The following is an 18,731-nucleotide window of genomic DNA, read 5'->3' on the forward strand; positions in this document are numbered from 1 at the left end:
ACGCGGAAGAAAATAGAGTTATAATTGCTTCAAAGTAATTAAGAAGATATTTGCCGCAGTGCAAAGGAGGAAATAAAATGGCTACCATGACGATTACAAAAGAGAACTTCCAGAGAGAAGTCACGGAAAGTAAACAGCCGGTTCTTCTGGACTTCTGGGCCAGCTGGTGCGGCCCCTGCCGGATGGTGTCTCCCATCCTTAATGAGATTGCCGCCGAAACCACGGATGTGAAGGTGGGCAAAATCAATGTGGATGAACAGCGCGAGCTGGCCGCCGCGTTCAATATCATGAGCATCCCCACGCTTGTCGTCATAAAGGATGGAAAAATCGCTAATCAGGCCGCGGGTGTACGGCCCAAGGCGCAGATATTAAAAATGCTGGAGAGCAGGTGACGGGATGGGCCTTTTTGATTTTTTGAATACGCCGGACATCAACGACGGCGTTGCCCGGTTTGATTCGACCGCAAATGCGGTGCTGCTGGACGTGCGGACGCCTGAGGAATACGTGCAGGGACACATTCCCCACAGCCGGAATATTCCCCTTCAGGAGCTGAACAGGGTCGAAACGGAAGTTCCGGACAAGGCAGCGCCCCTGTTTGTCTATTGCCTGAGCGGGGCGAGAAGCCGTCAGGCAGTGTCCGAACTGAAACGTATGGGGTATGTAAACGTAGAGAATATCGGCGGGATTAACGGATACCGAGGAAAGGCGGAGAAGTAACATGAAGGTTGTAATCATCGGCGGCGTGGCGGGCGGCGCCACTGCGGCGGCTCGCATCCGAAGACTGGATGAAACGGCAGAGGTGGTGGTCTTTGAGCGCTCTGGATTTGTCTCTTATGCAAACTGCGGTCTGCCTTACTATGTGGGCGGAGTCATCACGGACCCGGAGGAGTTGACGCTTCAGACTCCGGAGAGCTTTTGGCGGCGCTTCCGCGTCAAAATGCGGGTGCGCCACGAGGTGACAGCGATCCATCCGGAACGGAAAGCTGTCACGGTCCGCAATCTGGACAGCGGTGAGGTGTTTGAGGAGGTCTATGACAAGCTGCTTCTGTCTCCCGGCGCAAAGCCCACCATGCCGGAGCTTCCGGGAGCCAAGCTGGACAAGCTCTTTACCTTGCGCACAGTGGAGGATACCCTGCGTATCCGGACGTTTGTGGAGCGGGAAGGTCCCAAATCAGCGGTTCTCGCAGGCGGCGGCTACATTGGCCTGGAGCTGGCGGAAAATCTGCGGGAGCTGGGGCTTGCGGTTACCATCGTCCAGCGGCCAAAGCAGTTGTTGAATCCGCTGGACGCGGAGATGGCGGCTTTTGTCCACGCGAAGCTGCGGAAGCATGGCGTTCGGCTGATGCTGGGCCATAGTGTGGAGGGCTTTGAACAGGATGGAAGCGCCGTGAAGGTCCTGCTGAAGGGCGAGGAACCACTCAAAGCAGATATGGTGGTTCTGGCAATCGGCGTGACTCCCGACACACAGCTGGCCAAAGAGGCGGGCTTAGAGCTTGGAGTCAAGGGGAGCATCGCGGTTAATGACCGCATGGAGACTTCCGCGCCGGATATTTATGCGGTGGGCGATGCGGTGGCGGCGCGGCATTTTATCACCGGAGAAAAAGCGCTGATTTCCCTGGCAGGCCCCGCCAACAAGCAGGGACGCATCGCGGCGGATAATATCTGCGGCGGAGACAGCGTCTATCGCGGCTCTCAGGGATCTTCGGTTATCAAGGTGTTTGACATGACGGTGGCGACCACGGGTATCAATGAGCAAACCGCTAAAAAGGCGGGGATCGACTGCGATAAGGTGTATCTCTCTCCGGCAGCCCACGCCGCCTATTATCCGGGCGGCAGGGTGATGACTATGAAGGTGCTCTATGAAAAGGGCACGTTCCGTCTGCTGGGTGCGCAAATTGTGGGCTATGAAGGTGTGGATAAGCGAATCGACGTACTTGCCACCGCCATGCACGCGGGACTGACCGGCCCGCAACTGAAGGACTTGGACCTTGCTTACGCGCCCCCATATTCCTCCGCGAAGGACCCTGTGAACATGGCGGGCTTCATGATGGAAAACCTTGCGAACGGAACCGTAAAGCAGTTTCACTGGGAGGATGTTGCAAACCTGCCCCGGGATGGCAGCGTGACGCTGCTGGATACCCGTACAGTAAGGGAATATGCCGCGGGGCATATTGACGGCTTTTTGAACATCCCTGTAGATGAGCTGCGGGAGCGTCTCCCGGAGCTGGAAGCGGGCAGGCCGGTCTATGTGATCTGCCAGAGCGGCCTGCGCAGCTACATTGCCTGCCGCATCCTTGCCCAGAATGGATTTGTATGCTACAACTTCTCCGGCGGGTACCGCCTGTACGAAACCATCGATAAGGATCGCTGCGCGGCGGAGCAAGCGTTTCCCTGCGGAATGGAAAAACGTTGAAAACAAAACAAAGCCCCCGTCGCAGGCTTGCCTGCGACGGGGGCTTTGTCAGGCGAACATCGAAAATTACGGCATCGGCGTCTTGCGCAAATTCTGTGACATCCATGTGCTGCAGCTCTTTGAGATTTGTCGGAATTCCGTCCGAATTATGTCTTTTTCTGCCCAAAAAATTTTCCGCGGCCCGTTTGCGCCAAGTTGTGCGGCGCTGTTTTAGGATTTTTGCAGCGACTCCAGCCTTTTGGGATCGGTAATCTCAACCGTTCCCCGGGCAAGAGATACCATCCCTTCGGACTGGAAGTAGCGCAGCATCCGGGTGACGACCTCCCGGGCTGTGCCCAGATGGGCGGCAATTTTGTCATGCGTAATCTTTAGGACGCTGCCGCCCTCCAAATTCGCTTCTTCCAGCAGAAAGCCTGCCAGACGTTTGTCAACGCTCTTCCACATGACCTGCTCCACCAGCCACATGACCTCGGAAAAACGGGAGGCCATGATCTGGTTCGTGTAGTTTGCCACGGCAAGGGAACGGTCCATCAAATTTTTGTAAACGTCCGTCGGAATGATCCACAGTTCGGAATCCTTCTCGGCTTCAATCGTAATATCAAACTGGACACTGCTCATAATGCAGGAGGCGGAGAACAGGCAGACGTCCCGCTCAAAAAGACGGTAGATCGTGACCTCCTTGCCCTCGTCGGACAGGATGAACGCCCGAAGTTGACCGGAGCAGATCACAAACAGCCCCACGCAATCCGCGGAGCCGTTGTGGAGCCGCGTTCCTTTTGGTGCAAGCCGCTTGACTGCGGCTTGGTTGAGAACCGCCTGTTCGTCGGCGGTCAATTGATCCCAGATCAAAAAATATTGTTCCAGACTCATGCCGCATCCCCCTTTTTTATAAAGCTATTATACTTGATCCAAGTGATAAGTCAATTTGAGATCGCCGCGTCCAACCGCGAAGATCGGAGAGGCTTGTTTTTGTGTCAGGCCAAACCACTTCCGCATAATCTGAGTGTGAAACCGGAATTGGAGGAGACGACATGGCAAGTGTAACCAATTTCTTCTTAGGCGCCAACAGCGGGAGCGGATTTCACAGTCTGTTCGATGGGCTGGCTGGAGAGCATACATACGATCTGATGATTTTAAAGGGCGGACCCGGCGTGGGGAAGTCTACATTTCTTCGCACTTTGGGCGAAACCATGGAGGAAGCGGGAGAACGGGTAGAATATCTGCGGTGCAGCGGCGACCCGGATTCTCTGGATGGAGTGGTGCTGCCGGATATGAACTGCGCGGCGGTGGACGGCACGCCGCCCCATGTGATGGAGCCGCGCTATCCGGCGGCGGTGGATCGAATCGTGGATTTGGGCCGATTTTATGATTTGACGGCGGCAAAGTCGTCCCGAAGCGAAATTTTCGGCCTGACAAAGCTGGGACAGGAGGCTGGCGCGCGGGCATACCGCTGTTTGAAAGCGGCGCGGCAGGTGGAGCTGGAGCTGATGACCGATGGAAAGAAATCCTTTGACTTCGAGCGGGCGGACAGGCGGCTGGATGGAATTATTGCGCGGGAACTACGCAAAAAGGGAACTGAGCAGGGACGCACGGATTATCGTTTTCTGGGTGGGCTGACCTGCCGGGGAACGGTCTGGCGGTTTGACAGCGTGGACGTATTGTGCCCGAAAATCTATGAACTGGCGGACCGCTGGGAGCTGGCGGGGCCGCTTTTGGAGCGGTTGCGGAAAACCGCAGTGAGCCGGGGGTGGAACGTGATTGCCTGCCCGGCACCAGAGGAGCCGGAGCGGCTGGAGCTTCTGCTGATCCCCGGCTTGGGCTTGGGCTTTGTCACGTCCCGGCCCGGCATGGAATATGGCAAAAAACCATTCCGCCGCATTCGGCTGGATGCGCTGACCGACGGAGAAGACCGGGGAAGAGAGCGGTTCCTTCGCCGGATGACCGCAGAACTGCGGGAAGAGGCGGTGTCCGCCCTGCGGGACACAAAGAGCACCCACGATGCGTTGGAGGCGGTGTACAATCCCTATGTGGACTTTGACAGTGTCCGGGCAATCGCGGCCATCGAGACAGGACGGCTGCTGAGTTGGCGCGGGCGGCTGGAAACCCGTTGAAAAGTGAGCCGGAGTCCGGTATACTATTCCTGAAAACAGAATTTACAAAGGAAAGGGAAGTGGTCCCATGGCCGACGGCTTTTCCGTCAATTTTATCGCCCATATTCGCAGCGACTTTCAGACAAAATTTGGCATCCCCAGACAGAGCGGCTTGGTGGAGGAGTTGGAATCCACCGTGGTCTTTACCCCGGAGTATCGGAATCCCGACGCTCTGCGGGGCATTGAGGGTTTTTCTCATCTGTGGCTGATCTGGCAGTTTTCCGGGGCCGTGCGGTCCTCGTGGTCGCCCACGGTGCGTCCGCCGCGCCTTGGCGGAAATGCCCGCATGGGCGTGTTCGCCACCCGGTCGCCCTTCCGGCCAAACCCCATCGGCCTTTCCTGTGTGCGGCTTTTGGGTGTGGAGGAGGATCGGGAGTTGGGGCCGGTCCTCCGCGTGGCGGGAGCCGATTTAATGGACGGCACGCCCATTTTGGATATCAAGCCCTATCTCCCCTATGTGGATGCCCATCCGGAGGCGACGGGCGGCTTCGCCCCCGCCGCGCCGGAGCGGAGACTGACGGTGGACTGCTCTCCGGCGATGCTGGAGATTTTGCCGGTGGAGAGCCGAGCGGCGCTGCTGGGCGTTTTGGCGGAGGACCCGCGGCCCGCCTATCAGGACGATCCCGACAGGGTATATGGGTTCGGCTTTGCCGGGGCGGAGGTGCGGTTTTCCGTAGACGGAGAACGGCTGACGGTTCTGTCCGTGAAAAAAAATTAACAGCGCAAGAACACTTGACAGCCTTGCTCTAAGGTGCTATATTTAGCAGTAATCATTCGAAAAGGCTTGGAAAAGGACACCGTTCGGGAAAGACGCCAGAGAGGGGCCGCGCTTGCTGGAAGCGACCCTTGCCGGAACCGAAATGGCACCACCTTGGAGCCGCCCACCGAAAGGGGAAACCTGAGTAGAGCGGGACGGGACCTCCCGTTACAGAGGACACGAGCGGCGCTCCGAAAGGGACGCAAGCAGGGTGGAACCGTGGAATACGAATTCGTATCTCACCCCTGATTTTTCAGGGGTGAGATTTTTTTATCAAAAATCACCGGGCGCGATACCGCGTCTGCTGTCTCACCCCCAATACAAGGAGGAAACAGAAATGTCCGAAGAAAACCTGTACACGTTTGAAAACGAAGACTATCGCAAGACCTATTGGCATACCTGCTCCCATGTGTTGGCGCAGGCGATGAAGCGCCTGCACCCGGAAGTGAAGCTGGCCATCGGCCCCTCTATCGACGAGGGCTTCTACTACGACATGGATTCCCCCTTCCCCTTCACGCCGGAGGTGCTGACCGAGGTTGAGGGCGAGATGCGGAAAATCTGCAAGGAAAAGCTGAAGCTGGAGCGCTTTGAGCTGCCTCGGCCCGAGGCCATCAAGTTCATGGAGGACGCGGGCGAGCCTTATAAGGTGGAGCTGATTAACGACCTGCCGGAGGACGCGATCATCTCCTTCTACAAGCAGGGTGAATTTACCGACCTGTGCGCCGGCCCCCATCTGGACTCCACCGGTCGCATCAAGGGCAACGGCATCAAGCTGACTGCCTGCAACGCCGCCTATTGGCGGGGTGACTCCACCCGCAAGCAATTACAGAGAATTTATGGCATTTCCTTCCCGAAGAAGGAAGAGTTGGACGCATATCTTCAGCAGCAGGAGGAAGCCCGCCGCCGCGACCACAACAAGATCGGCCGCGAGCTGGAATATTTCACCACGGTGGATGTCATCGGACAGGGGCTGCCCATTCTGCTGCCCAAGGGAGCGCGCACGGTTCAGCTGATGCAGCGCTGGATTGAAGACGAGGAGCAGAAGCGCGGCTATCTGCTGACCAAGACCCCCTTGATGGCCAAGCGCGATCTTTATAAGATTTCCGGCCACTGGGACCACTATCTGGATGGAATGTTCATTATGGGCGATCCCCACGACGAAACGAAGGAGTGCTTTGCGCTGCGTCCCATGACCTGCCCGTTCCAGTATCAGGTGTTCTTGAACCGGGCGCGCAGCTATCGCGATCTGCCTATGCGTTTGGGAGAGACGTCCACCCTGTTCCGCAACGAGGATTCCGGTGAGATGCACGGATTGATCCGCGTCCGCCAGTTCACCATCTCCGAGGGCCATTTGATTCTGCGCCCGGAGCAGCTGGAAGAGGAGTTCAAGGGCTGCCTCGATTTGGCAAAATATTGCCTGACCACTCTGGGACTGGAGGACAAGTGCTCCTACCGCTTCTCCCAGTGGGACCCCGCCAATCCCGGCAACAAGTACGAGGGCACTGCCGAGCAGTGGGATGAGGCTCAGAGCGTCATGAAGACCATTCTGGACGATCTGAACGTGGACTATAAAATCGGCATTGACGAGGCCGCGTTCTATGGCCCCAAGCTGGACATTCAGTATAAGAACGTGTTCGGCAAGGAGGATACCCTCATCACCATCCAGATCGACATGCTGCTGGCGGAGAAGTTCGGTATGGAGTATGTGGATGCCGACGGGCAGAAAAAGCGCCCCTATATCATCCACCGCACCTCCATGGGCTGCTATGAGCGGACGCTGGCCTATTTGCTGGAAGAGTATGCCGGTGCGCTGCCCACTTGGATGGCGCCGGAGCAGGTGCGCATCCTGACGATTACCAGCCGGGTGGACGACTATGCCTATGATCTGAAGAAGAAGCTGTCGGCTATGGGCTTCCGCGCGGAAGTGGACGACCGCAACGAGAAAATCGGCAAGAAGATCCGCGAGGGGCAGCTGGAGAAGGTGCCCTATATGCTGGTCATTGGCGACAAGGAGGCCGAGGCCGGTCAGGTGGCTGTGCGTCACCGGGCGGACGGCGATCTTGGCGTCATGAGCGCGGAGGAATTTACCGCGGTTCTGAAGGAAGTCGTGGACAGCAAAGCAAAAAAATAACGCAGACACAGCCGCCGCGCCCGAGATTTCGGGCGCGGCGTTCTGAAAAATACGGGAGTTTGCGCGCCTTTTGTAAAAATTGCCGGAAACAGACGGAAAGATTGCGTAAAAGCTGTGCCGTTTTCCGAAATGCGGAAAATCGCGGAATTGCCGTTGCAGTCCGACTTTGCACAGGAGTATACTGGGAAAGGTAAAGGAAAGGTCAAAAACCGTGGTTCCGTGGCGGAATCTGCGGTATGTTCCAAGAGAAGAGACAGCTCTGCGGCGTTTTGCGCGGACTTGAGTTGCCGGCGGCAAAGTCCGCACCCCCGAGGCGCTGTTTCAAAAGCCGTCCCGCGCCCGGAGCGCGGGGGAAGGAAGGAAAAACCATGAGCGGAGAGTTCAAAAAGGTGCTGGTGGCTAACCGCGGCGAAATCGCCATGCGCGTGTTCCGCGCGTGCCACGATCTGGGTTTGCAGACCATCGCCATCTATTCCAATGAAGATATGTACGGCCTGTTCCGCACGGCGGCGGACGAATCCTATCTCATCGGCGAAAACGAAAGCCCCTTGGGGGCCTATCTGGATATCCCCCGCATCATCGAGCTGGCCAAAAAGCACGGCGCGGACGCAATCCACCCCGGCTACGGTTTCTTGAGTGAGAACGGTGACTTGGCGCGGGCCTGCGAAGAGTCGGGTATCAAGTTTATTGGCCCCACCTCCAAGGTTTTGGACATGATGGGTGACAAGCTGTCCGCCAAGGCGCTTGCCATCGAGTGCGGCGTTCCCACCACTCCCGGCACGAAGGACCCCATCCCCAGCCGTCAGGCGGCCCAGAAGCTGGCCATGGAGTTCGGCTTCCCGGTGATTTTGAAGGCTGCCGCAGGCGGCGGCGGGCGCGGAATGCGCCGCTGCGACACCGTGGAAGAGGTGGGAGTCAATTATGATCTCGTCAAGTCCGAGGCGAAAAAAGCCTTTGGCAACGACGATATCTTTATGGAGAAATTCCTCGTTCAGCCCAAGCATATCGAGGTGCAGGTGCTGGGCGACGAACATGGAAATGTGGTCCATCTCTTCGAGCGGGACTGCTCTTTGCAGCGTCGTTACCAAAAGGTGGTGGAGTTCACCCCGGCATTTTCCGTATCTCAAAAGGTACGGGAGGAGCTGTATGAGGATGCGGTGAAGATCGCAAAGCACGTCGGCTACACCAATGCGGGCACGCTGGAGTTTTTGGTGGATAACGAAGGACACCACTACTTTATTGAGATGAATCCCCGGATTCAGGTGGAGCATACCGTTACCGAAATGGTCACCGGCGTGGACTTGGTACGCTCCCAGATTTTGATTGCCGAGGGCTGCCCCCTCAGCGATCCCCGGATCGGCATCAAAAAGCAGGCCGATGTACGCCTGAATGGCTACGCCATCCAGTGCCGTGTCACCACCGAGGACCCGGCCAACAGCTTTGCCCCCGATACCGGAAAAATCACGGCCTACCGTTCCGGCGGCGGCTTTGGCGTCCGGTTGGACGGCAACGCTTATGCGGGCGCGGTGATCTCCCCCTATTATGATTCTCTTCTGGTGAAGGTCACCACTTGGGACTCCACCTTTGAGGGCGTGTGCCGCAAGGCCATCCGCGCTGTGCGGGAGGTTCATGTCCGGGGTGTGAAGACCAACCTTGCGTTTATCTTAAACATCCTCCACGACGAGGTGTTCCGGGCGGGCCACTGCCACACGAAGTACATTGATGAAACACCCAGCCTGTTTGAACTGGATGAGGGACTGGACCGGGCCACCAAGATGCTCAAATACATCGGCAACATCGTGGTGAAGGAGCAGGGAACCCAGAAGCTCTATGACGACCCCCGTTTCCCGCCTGTCACCGGCGTTCGGCCCGACGGACTTAAGCAGATGCTGGACGCGAAAGGCCCTGAGGCGGTTGCCAAGTGGGTGCTGGATCAGAAAAAGCTATTGATCTGCGACACTACCACCCGGGACGCGCATCAGTCTCTGCTGGCCACCCGCGTCCGCACACGGGACATTATCAAATGCATGGAGGCTACCTCCGAGATTGAGGCAGATGCGTTCTCACTGGAATGCTGGGGCGGGGCGACCTTCGACGTGGCCTATCGCTTCCTCCACGAATCTCCGTGGGAGCGGCTGGATATGATCCGGGAAAAGGCCCCCAATCTGCTGCTGCAAATGCTGATCCGCGGCGCAAACGCCGTGGGCTACACGAACTATCCCGATAATGTAATCCGGGAATTTGTGCGGCAAGCCGCTAAGAGCGGCATCGACGTGTTCCGCGTGTTTGACTCCCTGAACTGGATTCCCGGCATGGAAGTTGCCATGGACGAGGTCTTGAAGCAGGGGAAGATTTGTCAGGCCACCGTGTGCTACACCGGCGATATTCTGGACCCGGCCCGGGATAAGTACACGCTGAACTACTATGTCAACATGGCGAAAGAACTGGAGAAGCGGGGCGCGCACATGCTGGCCATCAAGGACATGGCTGGTTTGCTGAAGCCCTACGCCGCCAAAAAGCTGGTCACCGCCTTGAAACAGGAGATCGGCATCCCCATCCAGCTCCATACCCACAACACCTCCGGCAATCAGGTGGCCGCGGTTCTGCTGGCGGCGGAGGCCGGGGTGGACGTGGCGGACCTCGCCATTTCCTCCATGAGCTCTTTGACCAGCCAGCCGTCTTTGAACGCGGTGGTGGCCGCGCTCCAAGGGACCGAGCGGGATACCGGCATGGATCTGGAGCGGCTCCAGACGCTGACGGATTACTGGGAGGATGTGCGCAAGCGGTACGACTCCTTCGAGGCGGGCATCAAATGCCCCGCTACCGATATCTACCGCTATGAGATTCCCGGCGGACAGTACACGAACCTGAAACCGCAGGTGGAATCTCTGGGTCTGGGCGATCGGTTCCAGGATGTGAAGGAGAACTACCGAAAGGTCAACGAAATGCTGGGCGACATTGTGAAGGTCACGCCCAGTTCTAAAATGGTGGGCGATTTGGCGATCTTCATGACCCAGAACAACCTGAATCCGGAGAACATCGTGGAAAAGGGCGGAAATCTGGCGTTCCCGGACAGCGCGGTCAGCTATTTCTCCGGCATGATGGGTCAGCCCGCTTGGGGCTTCCCCAAGGAGCTGCAAAAGGCGGTTCTGAAAGGGAAGAAGGCCATTGTCTGCCGCCCCGGCGAGTTGTTGGAGCCGGTGGATTTCGAGGCGGTGAAGAAGGAAATGCTGGAGTTCGACCCCGATCCATCCGACCGGGCTGTGATCTCCTACTGCCTGTATCCCAAGGTCTACCGGGAGTATAAGAGGGATCAGAAGGAGTATGGCTACGTCACCCGTCTGGGCAGCCACGTCTTTTTCCACGGCCTTGCCGTGGGAGAGACGAACAAGGTCAACATTGCCGACGGCAAGACGCTTGTTATCAAGTATTTGGGCCTTGGCGAAGTGGATGCAGAGGGAATGCGCACGGTCAGCTTTGAGCTCAACGGTATTCGCCGGGATGTTCAGGTTCCTGACGCGGAGGCGCAGAAGAGCATTGTCAAGGTGCCCATGGCCGACCCGGAGGACAAAAGTCAGGTGGGCGCGTCTATCCCCGGCGCGGTGAGCAAGGTCCAAGTGAAGGTGGGAGACGCTGTGGAAGTGAACCAAACGCTCATCACCATCGAGGCCATGAAGATGGAAACCGCCATCACCGCCCGCATGGCGGGCACGGTGGAGTCCATTCAGGTGGCCGAAGGCGACACGGTGAAGGGCGGTCAACTGCTGCTGACGATCCGGTAAACTGCCTTGGTTACAGAATTTCATAAATTTTGATTGCGTTTTCTTAAAATAAACAGGACGGGTCGCGGAAAAATTTTTTCGCAGCCCGTCCTGCACTCTTAGAACTTTTTTTACAATTTGTCTTGAAAAATATGGTAGTTTATTCATATTGGATACTTTTTACTTGCAATTTTCTTCACAGTATGTTTACAGAAAATCGTCGTTTTGCAGGAAAAAATTCATGAGCTAGAAAAAAATTTGCATAAAACGCCCAAAACATATTGAAATTTCCTGACAAATACATTACAATGCGTGTATAGATCCATGCAAAATCCAAATGAAAGAAAAGGAGTATTGCGATGAAAAAACTAATGTCTCTCCTCCTGGCCACACTGATGATGGCCTCTGTCCTGACCGGTTGCGGTGGTGGCGGTGCCACTTCTGCTCCGGCAGCCTCCAGCGGCGCGGCTGCTTCCTCCGGCGCGGCGGCGCCTTCTACCGGTGCGACCGACAGCCTGACCTTCTCCACCGGCGGTTCTCAGGGTACATATTATGCCTTCGGCGGCGTGCTGAGCCAGTATGTTACCAGCAATACCGGCCTGACCGTTACGGCCATCGAATCCGGCGGCTCTCAGAACAACATTGAGAACCTGCAGGACGGCGCGGCCCAGCTGGGCTTTGCGCAGTCCGACGTCATGAGCTATGCGTATCTGGGCACCAACCTGTTTGCCGAGAGCGGCGCTGTGACGGATATCTCCACGGTCGCCGACCTCTATATGGAGCAGGTCCAGATTGTTACGACCAACCCCGACATCAAGACGGTTGCTGATCTGAAGGGCAAGAACGTTTCCATCGGCGACGCCGGTTCCGGCGTGTATTACAATGCTATCGACATTCTGGGTGCTTATGGCCTGACCGAGCAGGACATCAACCCCACCTATCAGGGTTTCGGCGACAGCGCTGACTCTCTGCAGGATGGCAAGCTGGACGCGGCGTTCGTCGTGGCTGGCGCTCCCACCACCGCAATCACCTCTCTGGCTACCACCAAGAGCGTGTATCTGGTAAGCTTGGACGACGAGCACATTGATACCCTGATTGCCTCCTCTCCCTACTACACCAAGTATGTCATCCCCGCCGGCACTTATGAGGGCTTGGATGCTGATACCACCACCGTGGCTGTCGGCGCCGTGGTCGTCGCCCGGGACGATGTCAGCGAGGACGCGATCTACGAGTTCGTCTCCACCATCTTTGAGAATCTGGATGCCATTTCCGCCCAGCACGCCAAGGGCGCTGAGCTGAGCGTGGAGTTCGCGGCTTCCGTTACCTCCGTGCCTTATCATCCGGGTGCTGCCAAGTACTTTGCTGAGAAGGGCATCACTGTTCCCACGAAGTAAGAACCAACAACCGGCACCGTATGCAGATAGCTGCGGCGGGCATTCCCGCCCGCCGCAGTTGTCTTCTTTATTTACCTCAAGAGCAAGAGTAAGGAGAAGCCTATGAGTTCATTTAGAAATAAATCCGGGGACGACGAGCAGGAGCGTCCTTTGGAGCAGACTTCCACTGCGAGTGCTCCCGCAGATGTCGATGTCGGGACAGCAGCGGACGTCGAAGCCCTGATGAAAAAGTATGACCGGGAATCGAATGTCCGGGTCTGGGAGGGCACACCCAAGCTGGTGATCCGCTGGCTGATGGTTGCGTTCTCCGTGTACAGCATTTGGGTGACCCTGTTCAGCAACGCAATGCCTCAGAAGCGTCTGACCGTGTTTGTTGGTCTGATCGCGATTATGGGATATCTGACTTATCCCGCCAAAAAAGGCAATGTAAAGGTCAACAGTCTGCCGTGGTATGACGTGATTTTAATGCTTTGCGGGTCCCTGCCGTTTTTCTACTATGCCTATGATGCCGTTCGCATCATCAAACTCTCCGCTCGCATTGAGCCGTTTATGATTGTGCTGGGCTTGATTGCGATTCTTTCGCTGATGGAGCTGTGCCGCCGCAGCGTTGGCATGCCCATTTTGTGTGTGTTGAGCGTGCTTTTGATTTACACGTTCTACAACATGTTCCAAACGCCCAACGCGACGGCCTTCATGGTTATCCGTCGGGTCATTTACACGCTGTTCTATACCACCTCCGGCATTATGGCCACGCCCATTAACGTCTGCGCCAAGTATATTGTGGTGTTCATCATCTTCGGCGCATTTTTGGAGCGGACGGGCATTGCAAACTTCTTTATTCAACTGGCAAACTCCATTTGCGGCGCTGCCGCAGGCGGCCCCGCCAAGGTGGCGGTCATCTCCTCCGCGCTGTGCGGCATGGTGTCCGGCTCCTCTGTGGGCAACACGGTCACTACTGGTTCCGTTACCATTCCAATGATGAAAAAGACCGGCTATCAGCCGGAATTTGCCGGCGCGGTGGAAGCTGCTTCTTCCACCGGTGGCCAGATTATGCCCCCGATCATGGGCGCAGCTGCGTTCCTGATGGCGGAGTATATGGGCGTGACTTACGCAGAGGTGGCGTTAAAGGCGATTCTGCCTGCTCTGCTGTATTTCGCCGGCATTTATATCGCTGTTCATCTGGAAGCAAAGCGTCTTGGATTGAAGGGCATTCCCAAGAGCGAACTGCCCAAGTTCGGCGTATTGATTAAGAAAATCTATCTGCTGCTGCCCCTGATTATTCTGGTGGTGCTGGTGGCCAGCAACACCTATACCATGCAGTTCTCCGCGGCAATCGCCATCCTTGTCGCCATTTTGGTGGGCTTTATCAACAAGGATGAGCGGCTGAATCTGACCAAGATCATTGATGCGCTGGAGGTCGGCGGCAAGAACGTGATTACCGTGGCGGTGGCGTGCTCTATGGCGGGTATGATCGCCGGCTGCATCACCGTAACCGGTCTTGCGTCCAAGCTGCTGGGCGGCATCATGACAGCGTCCATGGGCATCCCCCTGATCGCGCTGTTCCTGACGATGCTGTGCTGCATCGTGCTGGGCATGGGCGTTCCCACCACGGCCAACTATTGCATCATGGCGTCTACCTGCGCCCCCATTCTGGTGCAGATGGGCTTCCCCATTGTGGTGGCGCACTTCTTCGTGTTCTACTTCGGTATCGTGGCGGATATCACGCCTCCTGTGGCTTTGGCGGCATATGCCGGCGCGGCTATCGCAAAGGGCAACCCCATGAAGACCGGCGTAAACGCTACCCGACTTGCCATCGCGGCTTTCATCGTGCCGTACATTTTCGCGTTTAGCCCGGTCATGCTGGGTATTGACGCGCAGTGGTACGACATGGTTTTGATCGTCATCACAGCTCTGTTAGGCATCTTCGGCGTAGCGGCGGGCCTTGGCGGGTTCCTCTACAAAAAGATCAACTGGCTGTTCCGCATTCTATTCATTGTCGGCGGTTTGACGCTGTTGATCCCCGGAATGCTGACGGATGTCATCGGCCTTGTGATTTTGGCGGCACTTTGCATCTATCAGAAGCTCACTGCAAAAAAAGAGCAGATGGTTGCGCAGTAATCGCGAAAGACTTTTTCAAAAGCCCTGCCGGAAACGGCGGGGCTTTTGCATGTTAAAAGAGCGGCTATTCTATTTGGTCAAAATTCACAGATCGGGAAAAATCGAGCTTTTAAGGAAACTTTTTTGCTCATCCCTACGTCTCATTTATAATAATGAGAAAAAACGGCCCAAAACAAATCGATGTTGCAAAAAGTATGATAAAAAAACCAAAACTGTAACTATTTTGTTGTTGATTTGCATATCAAACTGTATTAGTCTGATTCATACAGTTCGAATTTAGACACAGGGGGCCCTGTGAGAAAGGAACGGTACATGTCAGAAGTGAAAGACTCGGTCAAGAACGGGGAGAGCGCAGGGATGCCTGCCGCTGCTGCGGAGGAGATTACGCCCGCGATGGAGGAGGCCGCGGCCGCCGCGCTTGAAAAAACAGGAAAGTCCAAGCGCCCCCCTATGACGCCAAAGCAGAAAAAGAAGCTGATCCGCCGGTGCATCATTGGCGGCGTGGTGCTGATTGCTGTGATCGTGCTGGCAAAAGTGCTGGGCGGAAAAGCAGAGCCGGAGGCCCAAGTGGTGGAGGATACGGTGACGTACAATTCCATTACCTCTACCGTTCAGGGCAGCGGCATTACCAAGGCCAAGGAGAGCAAGACCATTACACTGACCACTTCCGGTACGGTGCAGGAGGTCTTTGTCACAGAGGGCCAGAAGGTCACCGCCGGAACGCCGCTGTTTGTCATCGACTCCGAAACGGCCCGCTCCGCCGTGGAAAAGGCACGGAAATCCGTGGACGGGTATCAAAAGCAGCTCAACGCCATGAACAAGGATATTGCGGGGCTGAATATGACGCCGCCGTTTGCCGGAAAGCTGATGAATACGCAAAAGCTGAACGTGGGCGAAGAGATTGGCAAGGAAACCAAGGTAGCTACCTTGGTAGACGATCGCACCATGAAACTCCAGCAATATTACAGCTATGCCTATCAGGGCGACGTTCGAACGGGGCAGACCGCCAACGTCTCCATTCCCGCGCTGATGGGGAACGTGACCGGCACTGTCTCCGCAGTACATATGGTGGATCGCATTTCCCCGGAAGGGTCCCGGCTGTTTGAGGTGGAATTCTCCATCAAAAACCCCGGTACGCTGACGAAGGACATGGTAGCTTCCGCTGTAATTACGGTGAACGGCGAGAGCGTGTACCCCTATGAGTCCGGTAAGCTGGACTACAACCGCACGATTGATTTGAAGACCACCGTTGGCGGCACGATCCTTTCCACCAAACTGCTGGACTTCATGGATGTGACGCCCGGTCAGGTGTTGGTGCAGATCGACGGCGAAAACAGCGAGAATGAGATGTTCTCTCTGGAACAGAATCTGGCGGATGCCCAGAAGACACTGGATACCGCGCAGAAGAATCTGGATAACTGCAGCGCCGTGGCCCCCATTGACGGCACGGTCATGGGGCTTGCTCTTGTAGTGGGGAACGAGGTGGCAGCGAACACCACCGTGATCTCCATTGCGGATACCTCTACAATCCTGATCGACGCGACAGTGGATGAGCGGAATATCGGCTATGTGCAGGCCGGAATGACTGTGGATCTGGATCAGTGGGGTACTCCGTTTTCCGGCACAGTGCAGTCTGTCAGCCTGAACAGCAAGGTGGAAAACGGCGTGGCGGCATATCCCATGGTGATCTCTGTGGACAATGCGGACGGATCGCTGATGAGCGGAAGCAATGTCACCTATAAGCTGGTTGCCAGCCAGAATGACAACTGCCTGACGCTGCCAATCCAGAGCGTGAAAAATGCCCAGTTCGCGGACGGAACCTCCGGCAACGTGGCCTTTATCAAGGCGGATAAGGCGCCGGAGAATGTGGTGGAGCTGGCCGTGCCGGTGGATGGCGTACCGGAGGGATATTATCCCGTTAAGGTGGAGATCGGCATTTCCGACAATTATAATGTGGAGATCAAATCCGGGCTGGAAGAGGGAACCACCGTGTTCACCACCACCCAGAGCCAGAACTCCTATGGATGGTAAGGCATATGCTGATCGAATTGAAGGATATTTATAAAATTTACGCGGAGGGGTTGGAGAGCGAGGTCCGGGCTCTGGACGGCGTTTCTTTAGACATTGACCGGGGCGAATTTGTGGCCATCGTAGGCCAGTCCGGCTCCGGAAAATCCACCATGATGAATGTTCTGGGGTGTTTGGATATCCCCACCCGGGGGGAGTACCTTCTGGATGGGGTGGATGTGAAAGAGCTGAGCGACAAGGAGTTGAGCCACATCCGCAACAAACAGATCGGCTTCATCTTTCAGCAGTATAACTTGGTTCAGAATCTTAACGTGCTGGAAAATGTGGAGCTACCCCTTATTTATCAGGGCATCGGCATAGAAAAGCGCCGAGAAATGGCACTGGAGGCGCTGGAAAAGGTGGGCCTTGAAAACCGCGTGAAGCATAGGCCCACAGAGATGTCGGGCGGCCAGCAGCAGCGCGTGGCAATCGCAAGAGCCATCGCCACCCGGCCGCCCATCATCATGGCCGACGAACCCACCGGCGCATTGGATTCCCACACCGGCCAGGATGTGTTGAAATTCCTCCAGCAACTGAACAAGGACGGAAGCACCGTGATCCTCATCACCCACGACAACGGCATTGCCGCCACCGCCCGCCGGGTGGTGCGGTTGGCCGACGGGAAAAAGACCGAGGATTGCGAGCAGGAGGTGGATTGGCTATGAAAATCGGACAGGCGCTGAAGATGGCGCTGAAATCCATTCTGGGCAACAAGGGCCGCTCCGCCTTGACGATGCTGGGCATTATCATCGGCATCGCCTCCGTTATGACCATCGTGTCCACCATCAGCGGCATGAACAAGAAGAGCATGGAAATGATGGCAGCCATGGGCACGAACAAGATCACTGTTTCCGCCAGCTACAATAATGGTCGGGATGCGTTTCAGGACCTGTATGACTACTGCCAGAAGCTGAGCGATTATGTGGACGGCGTGACTCCCAACAGCCAGTTTTCTGCCACCGTGGTATACGGGGCAAAAAACAGCGCTAAGATGGGCGGGAGCAGCGGCATGGGTTATTATGGCGGCGGCATGATGGTGGCGAGCGAAGGTGGCAGCGGCAGTGAGAATACAGAGATGCCCCCTACCCTGTATTTTGGCAGTGACCAGTATGCCATTTGCAATAATTTTAAGATTGCCAAGGGCCGGGATATTACGTTGCTGGACATACAGGACTATAAGCAGGTCTGCGTTCTGGGAGCGCGGGCGGCCCAAACCTTTTTCAACTATGTAGACCCGGTGGGCAAGACCATGCAGGTGAACGGCTTGCCCTATACAGTTATCGGCGTCTATAAGGAAAAGGACCCGGACAGTAAGTGGTCTATGGACAATATTATCGTCTTCCCCTATACTGTTAAGCGGATGCTGGCTCCCAGCACGACTCTGACAGAATTCTCTGTCAAAGCAAAGAGCAGCGACGCGGCAGTGGAGGCCACCTCCCGCATCATCAGCTTTTTGACGGGGCTCATGGGACAGAACCGGGAAAAGGGTTACTTCTCCGCCCAGAGCGAGAATCAGTGGCAGCAGAGCAGCAATGACTATGCCACAATGATGAGTCTGGTCATGGGCGGCATTGCCGCGATTTCTCTGCTGGTGGGCGGTATCGGCATCATGAACATCATGCTGGTGACAGTCACGGAGCGAACCCGAGAGATCGGCATCCGCCGGGCCATCGGCGCGGAACGCGGCTCCATTGTCACCCAGTTTTTGATCGAGGCCGCCATGATCTGCGGCATTGGCGGCATCATCGGTATTGCCATCGGTACGCTGGGTACAAGAATTGCCGGACGGCTTTTGGTGCAGATGAATATTTGGCCGTCGCTCGGCATTACGTTGGGCGCGTTTGCCCTGTCCGTGGCGCTGGGCATTTTGTTCGGTATTTATCCGGCGGCGAAAGCCTCCAAACTCCAGCCCGTGGAAGCGTTGCGGGCGGAATAAAAAG

General features: G+C 56.3%; 12 protein-coding genes and 1 pseudogene. 12 read left to right on the forward strand and 1 reads right to left on the reverse strand.

Annotation, left to right across the window (positions count from 1 at the left end; translation table 11 throughout):
* Nucleotides 1-77 precede the first annotated feature (77 nt).
* From trxA to ON16_RS08555, 3 genes are read left to right on the forward strand one after another with little or no spacing between them, the layout of a single operon-like run.
* The gene (trxA, locus tag ON16_RS08545) at nucleotides 78-392 is read left to right on the forward strand and encodes a thioredoxin (protein WP_040661277.1); all 315 of its coding nucleotides are present in this window, start codon (nucleotides 78-80) and stop codon (nucleotides 390-392) included.
* A 4-nt stretch (nucleotides 393-396) separates the two neighbouring features.
* Entirely contained in the window at nucleotides 397-717 is a 321-nt protein-coding gene (locus tag ON16_RS08550) for a rhodanese-like domain-containing protein (protein WP_040661278.1), read from the forward strand.
* A 1-nt stretch (nucleotide 718) separates the two neighbouring features.
* The gene (locus tag ON16_RS08555) at nucleotides 719-2,413 is read left to right on the forward strand and encodes an FAD-dependent oxidoreductase (protein ID WP_040661279.1); all 1,695 of its coding nucleotides are present in this window, start codon (nucleotides 719-721) and stop codon (nucleotides 2,411-2,413) included.
* A gap of 210 nt (nucleotides 2,414-2,623) precedes the next feature.
* On the opposite strand, the gene ON16_RS08560 is transcribed toward ON16_RS08555, so the two are convergent.
* Nucleotides 2,624-3,283 carry a Crp/Fnr family transcriptional regulator gene (locus ON16_RS08560; RefSeq protein WP_040661280.1) on the reverse strand — a complete coding sequence of 220 codons (660 nt, stop codon included), beginning with the start codon at nucleotides 3,281-3,283 and terminating at the stop codon, nucleotides 2,624-2,626.
* Between the two features lie 161 nt (nucleotides 3,284-3,444).
* On the opposite strand from ON16_RS08560, the gene ON16_RS08565 reads away from it, so the two are divergent.
* From ON16_RS08565 to ON16_RS08605, 9 genes and pseudogenes are all read left to right on the forward strand, one after another.
* Nucleotides 3,445-4,524: a hypothetical protein gene (locus ON16_RS08565; RefSeq protein ID WP_040661281.1), complete on the forward strand. Its 1,080-nt coding sequence runs from the start codon at nucleotides 3,445-3,447 to the stop codon at nucleotides 4,522-4,524.
* Nucleotides 4,525-4,591: 67 nt separating this feature from the next.
* Complete coding sequence (gene tsaA, locus ON16_RS08570) at nucleotides 4,592-5,281, forward strand: tRNA (N6-threonylcarbamoyladenosine(37)-N6)-methyltransferase TrmO (RefSeq protein WP_040661282.1); 690 nt, start codon at nucleotides 4,592-4,594, stop codon at nucleotides 5,279-5,281.
* A 370-nt stretch (nucleotides 5,282-5,651) separates the two neighbouring features.
* Nucleotides 5,652-7,451: pseudogene (thrS, locus tag ON16_RS08575) on the forward strand (threonine--tRNA ligase); the annotation flags it as partial.
* 368 nt (nucleotides 7,452-7,819) lie between these two features.
* Entirely contained in the window at nucleotides 7,820-11,233 is a 3,414-nt protein-coding gene (locus ON16_RS08580) for a pyruvate carboxylase (RefSeq protein WP_040661854.1), read from the forward strand.
* A 338-nt stretch (nucleotides 11,234-11,571) separates the two neighbouring features.
* Entirely contained in the window at nucleotides 11,572-12,606 is a 1,035-nt protein-coding gene (locus ON16_RS08585; protein ID WP_040661284.1) for a TAXI family TRAP transporter solute-binding subunit, read from the forward strand.
* A 102-nt stretch (nucleotides 12,607-12,708) separates the two neighbouring features.
* Nucleotides 12,709-14,724 carry a TRAP transporter permease gene (locus tag ON16_RS08590; protein WP_243441799.1) on the forward strand — a complete coding sequence of 672 codons (2,016 nt, stop codon included), beginning with the start codon at nucleotides 12,709-12,711 and terminating at the stop codon, nucleotides 14,722-14,724.
* Between the two features lie 312 nt (nucleotides 14,725-15,036).
* Nucleotides 15,037-16,755: an HlyD family efflux transporter periplasmic adaptor subunit gene (locus ON16_RS08595; RefSeq protein ID WP_243441800.1), complete on the forward strand. Its 1,719-nt coding sequence runs from the start codon at nucleotides 15,037-15,039 to the stop codon at nucleotides 16,753-16,755.
* Nucleotides 16,756-16,760: 5 nt separating this feature from the next.
* A complete protein-coding gene (locus tag ON16_RS08600) occupies nucleotides 16,761-17,456 on the forward strand; it encodes an ABC transporter ATP-binding protein (RefSeq protein WP_040661285.1) in 696 nt (231 codons plus the stop codon).
* Entirely contained in the window at nucleotides 17,453-18,727 is a 1,275-nt protein-coding gene (locus tag ON16_RS08605; protein WP_040661286.1) for an ABC transporter permease, read from the forward strand. Before ON16_RS08600 ends, ON16_RS08605 begins: the two co-directional genes overlap by 4 nt.
* Nucleotides 18,728-18,731 lie beyond the last annotated feature (4 nt).

This window comes from Oscillibacter ruminantium GH1 (assembly GCF_000307265.1).
GTDB classification, from domain to species: domain Bacteria; phylum Bacillota; class Clostridia; order Oscillospirales; family Oscillospiraceae; genus Oscillibacter; species Oscillibacter ruminantium.

Bases quoted from the DNA above. Each gene is read 5' to 3' on its own strand.
- trxA (WP_040661277.1), top strand. From the start codon at position 78: ATGGCTACCATGACGATTACAAAAGAGAACTTCCAGAGAGAAGTCACG.
- ON16_RS08580 (WP_040661854.1), top strand. From the start codon at position 7,820: ATGAGCGGAGAGTTCAAAAAGGTGCTGGTGGCTAACCGCGGCGAAATC.
- ON16_RS08585 (WP_040661284.1), top strand. From the start codon at position 11,572: ATGAAAAAACTAATGTCTCTCCTCCTGGCCACACTGATGATGGCCTCT.
- ON16_RS08605 (WP_040661286.1), top strand. From the start codon at position 17,453: ATGAAAATCGGACAGGCGCTGAAGATGGCGCTGAAATCCATTCTGGGC.
- tsaA (WP_040661282.1), top strand. From the start codon at position 4,592: ATGGCCGACGGCTTTTCCGTCAATTTTATCGCCCATATTCGCAGCGAC.
- ON16_RS08565 (WP_040661281.1), top strand. From the start codon at position 3,445: ATGGCAAGTGTAACCAATTTCTTCTTAGGCGCCAACAGCGGGAGCGGA.
- ON16_RS08600 (WP_040661285.1), top strand. From the start codon at position 16,761: ATGCTGATCGAATTGAAGGATATTTATAAAATTTACGCGGAGGGGTTG.
- ON16_RS08595 (WP_243441800.1), top strand. From the start codon at position 15,037: ATGTCAGAAGTGAAAGACTCGGTCAAGAACGGGGAGAGCGCAGGGATG.
- ON16_RS08560 (WP_040661280.1), bottom strand. From the start codon at position 3,283: ATGAGTCTGGAACAATATTTTTTGATCTGGGATCAATTGACCGCCGAC.
- ON16_RS08550 (WP_040661278.1), top strand. From the start codon at position 397: ATGGGCCTTTTTGATTTTTTGAATACGCCGGACATCAACGACGGCGTT.
- ON16_RS08590 (WP_243441799.1), top strand. From the start codon at position 12,709: ATGAGTTCATTTAGAAATAAATCCGGGGACGACGAGCAGGAGCGTCCT.
- ON16_RS08555 (WP_040661279.1), top strand. From the start codon at position 719: ATGAAGGTTGTAATCATCGGCGGCGTGGCGGGCGGCGCCACTGCGGCG.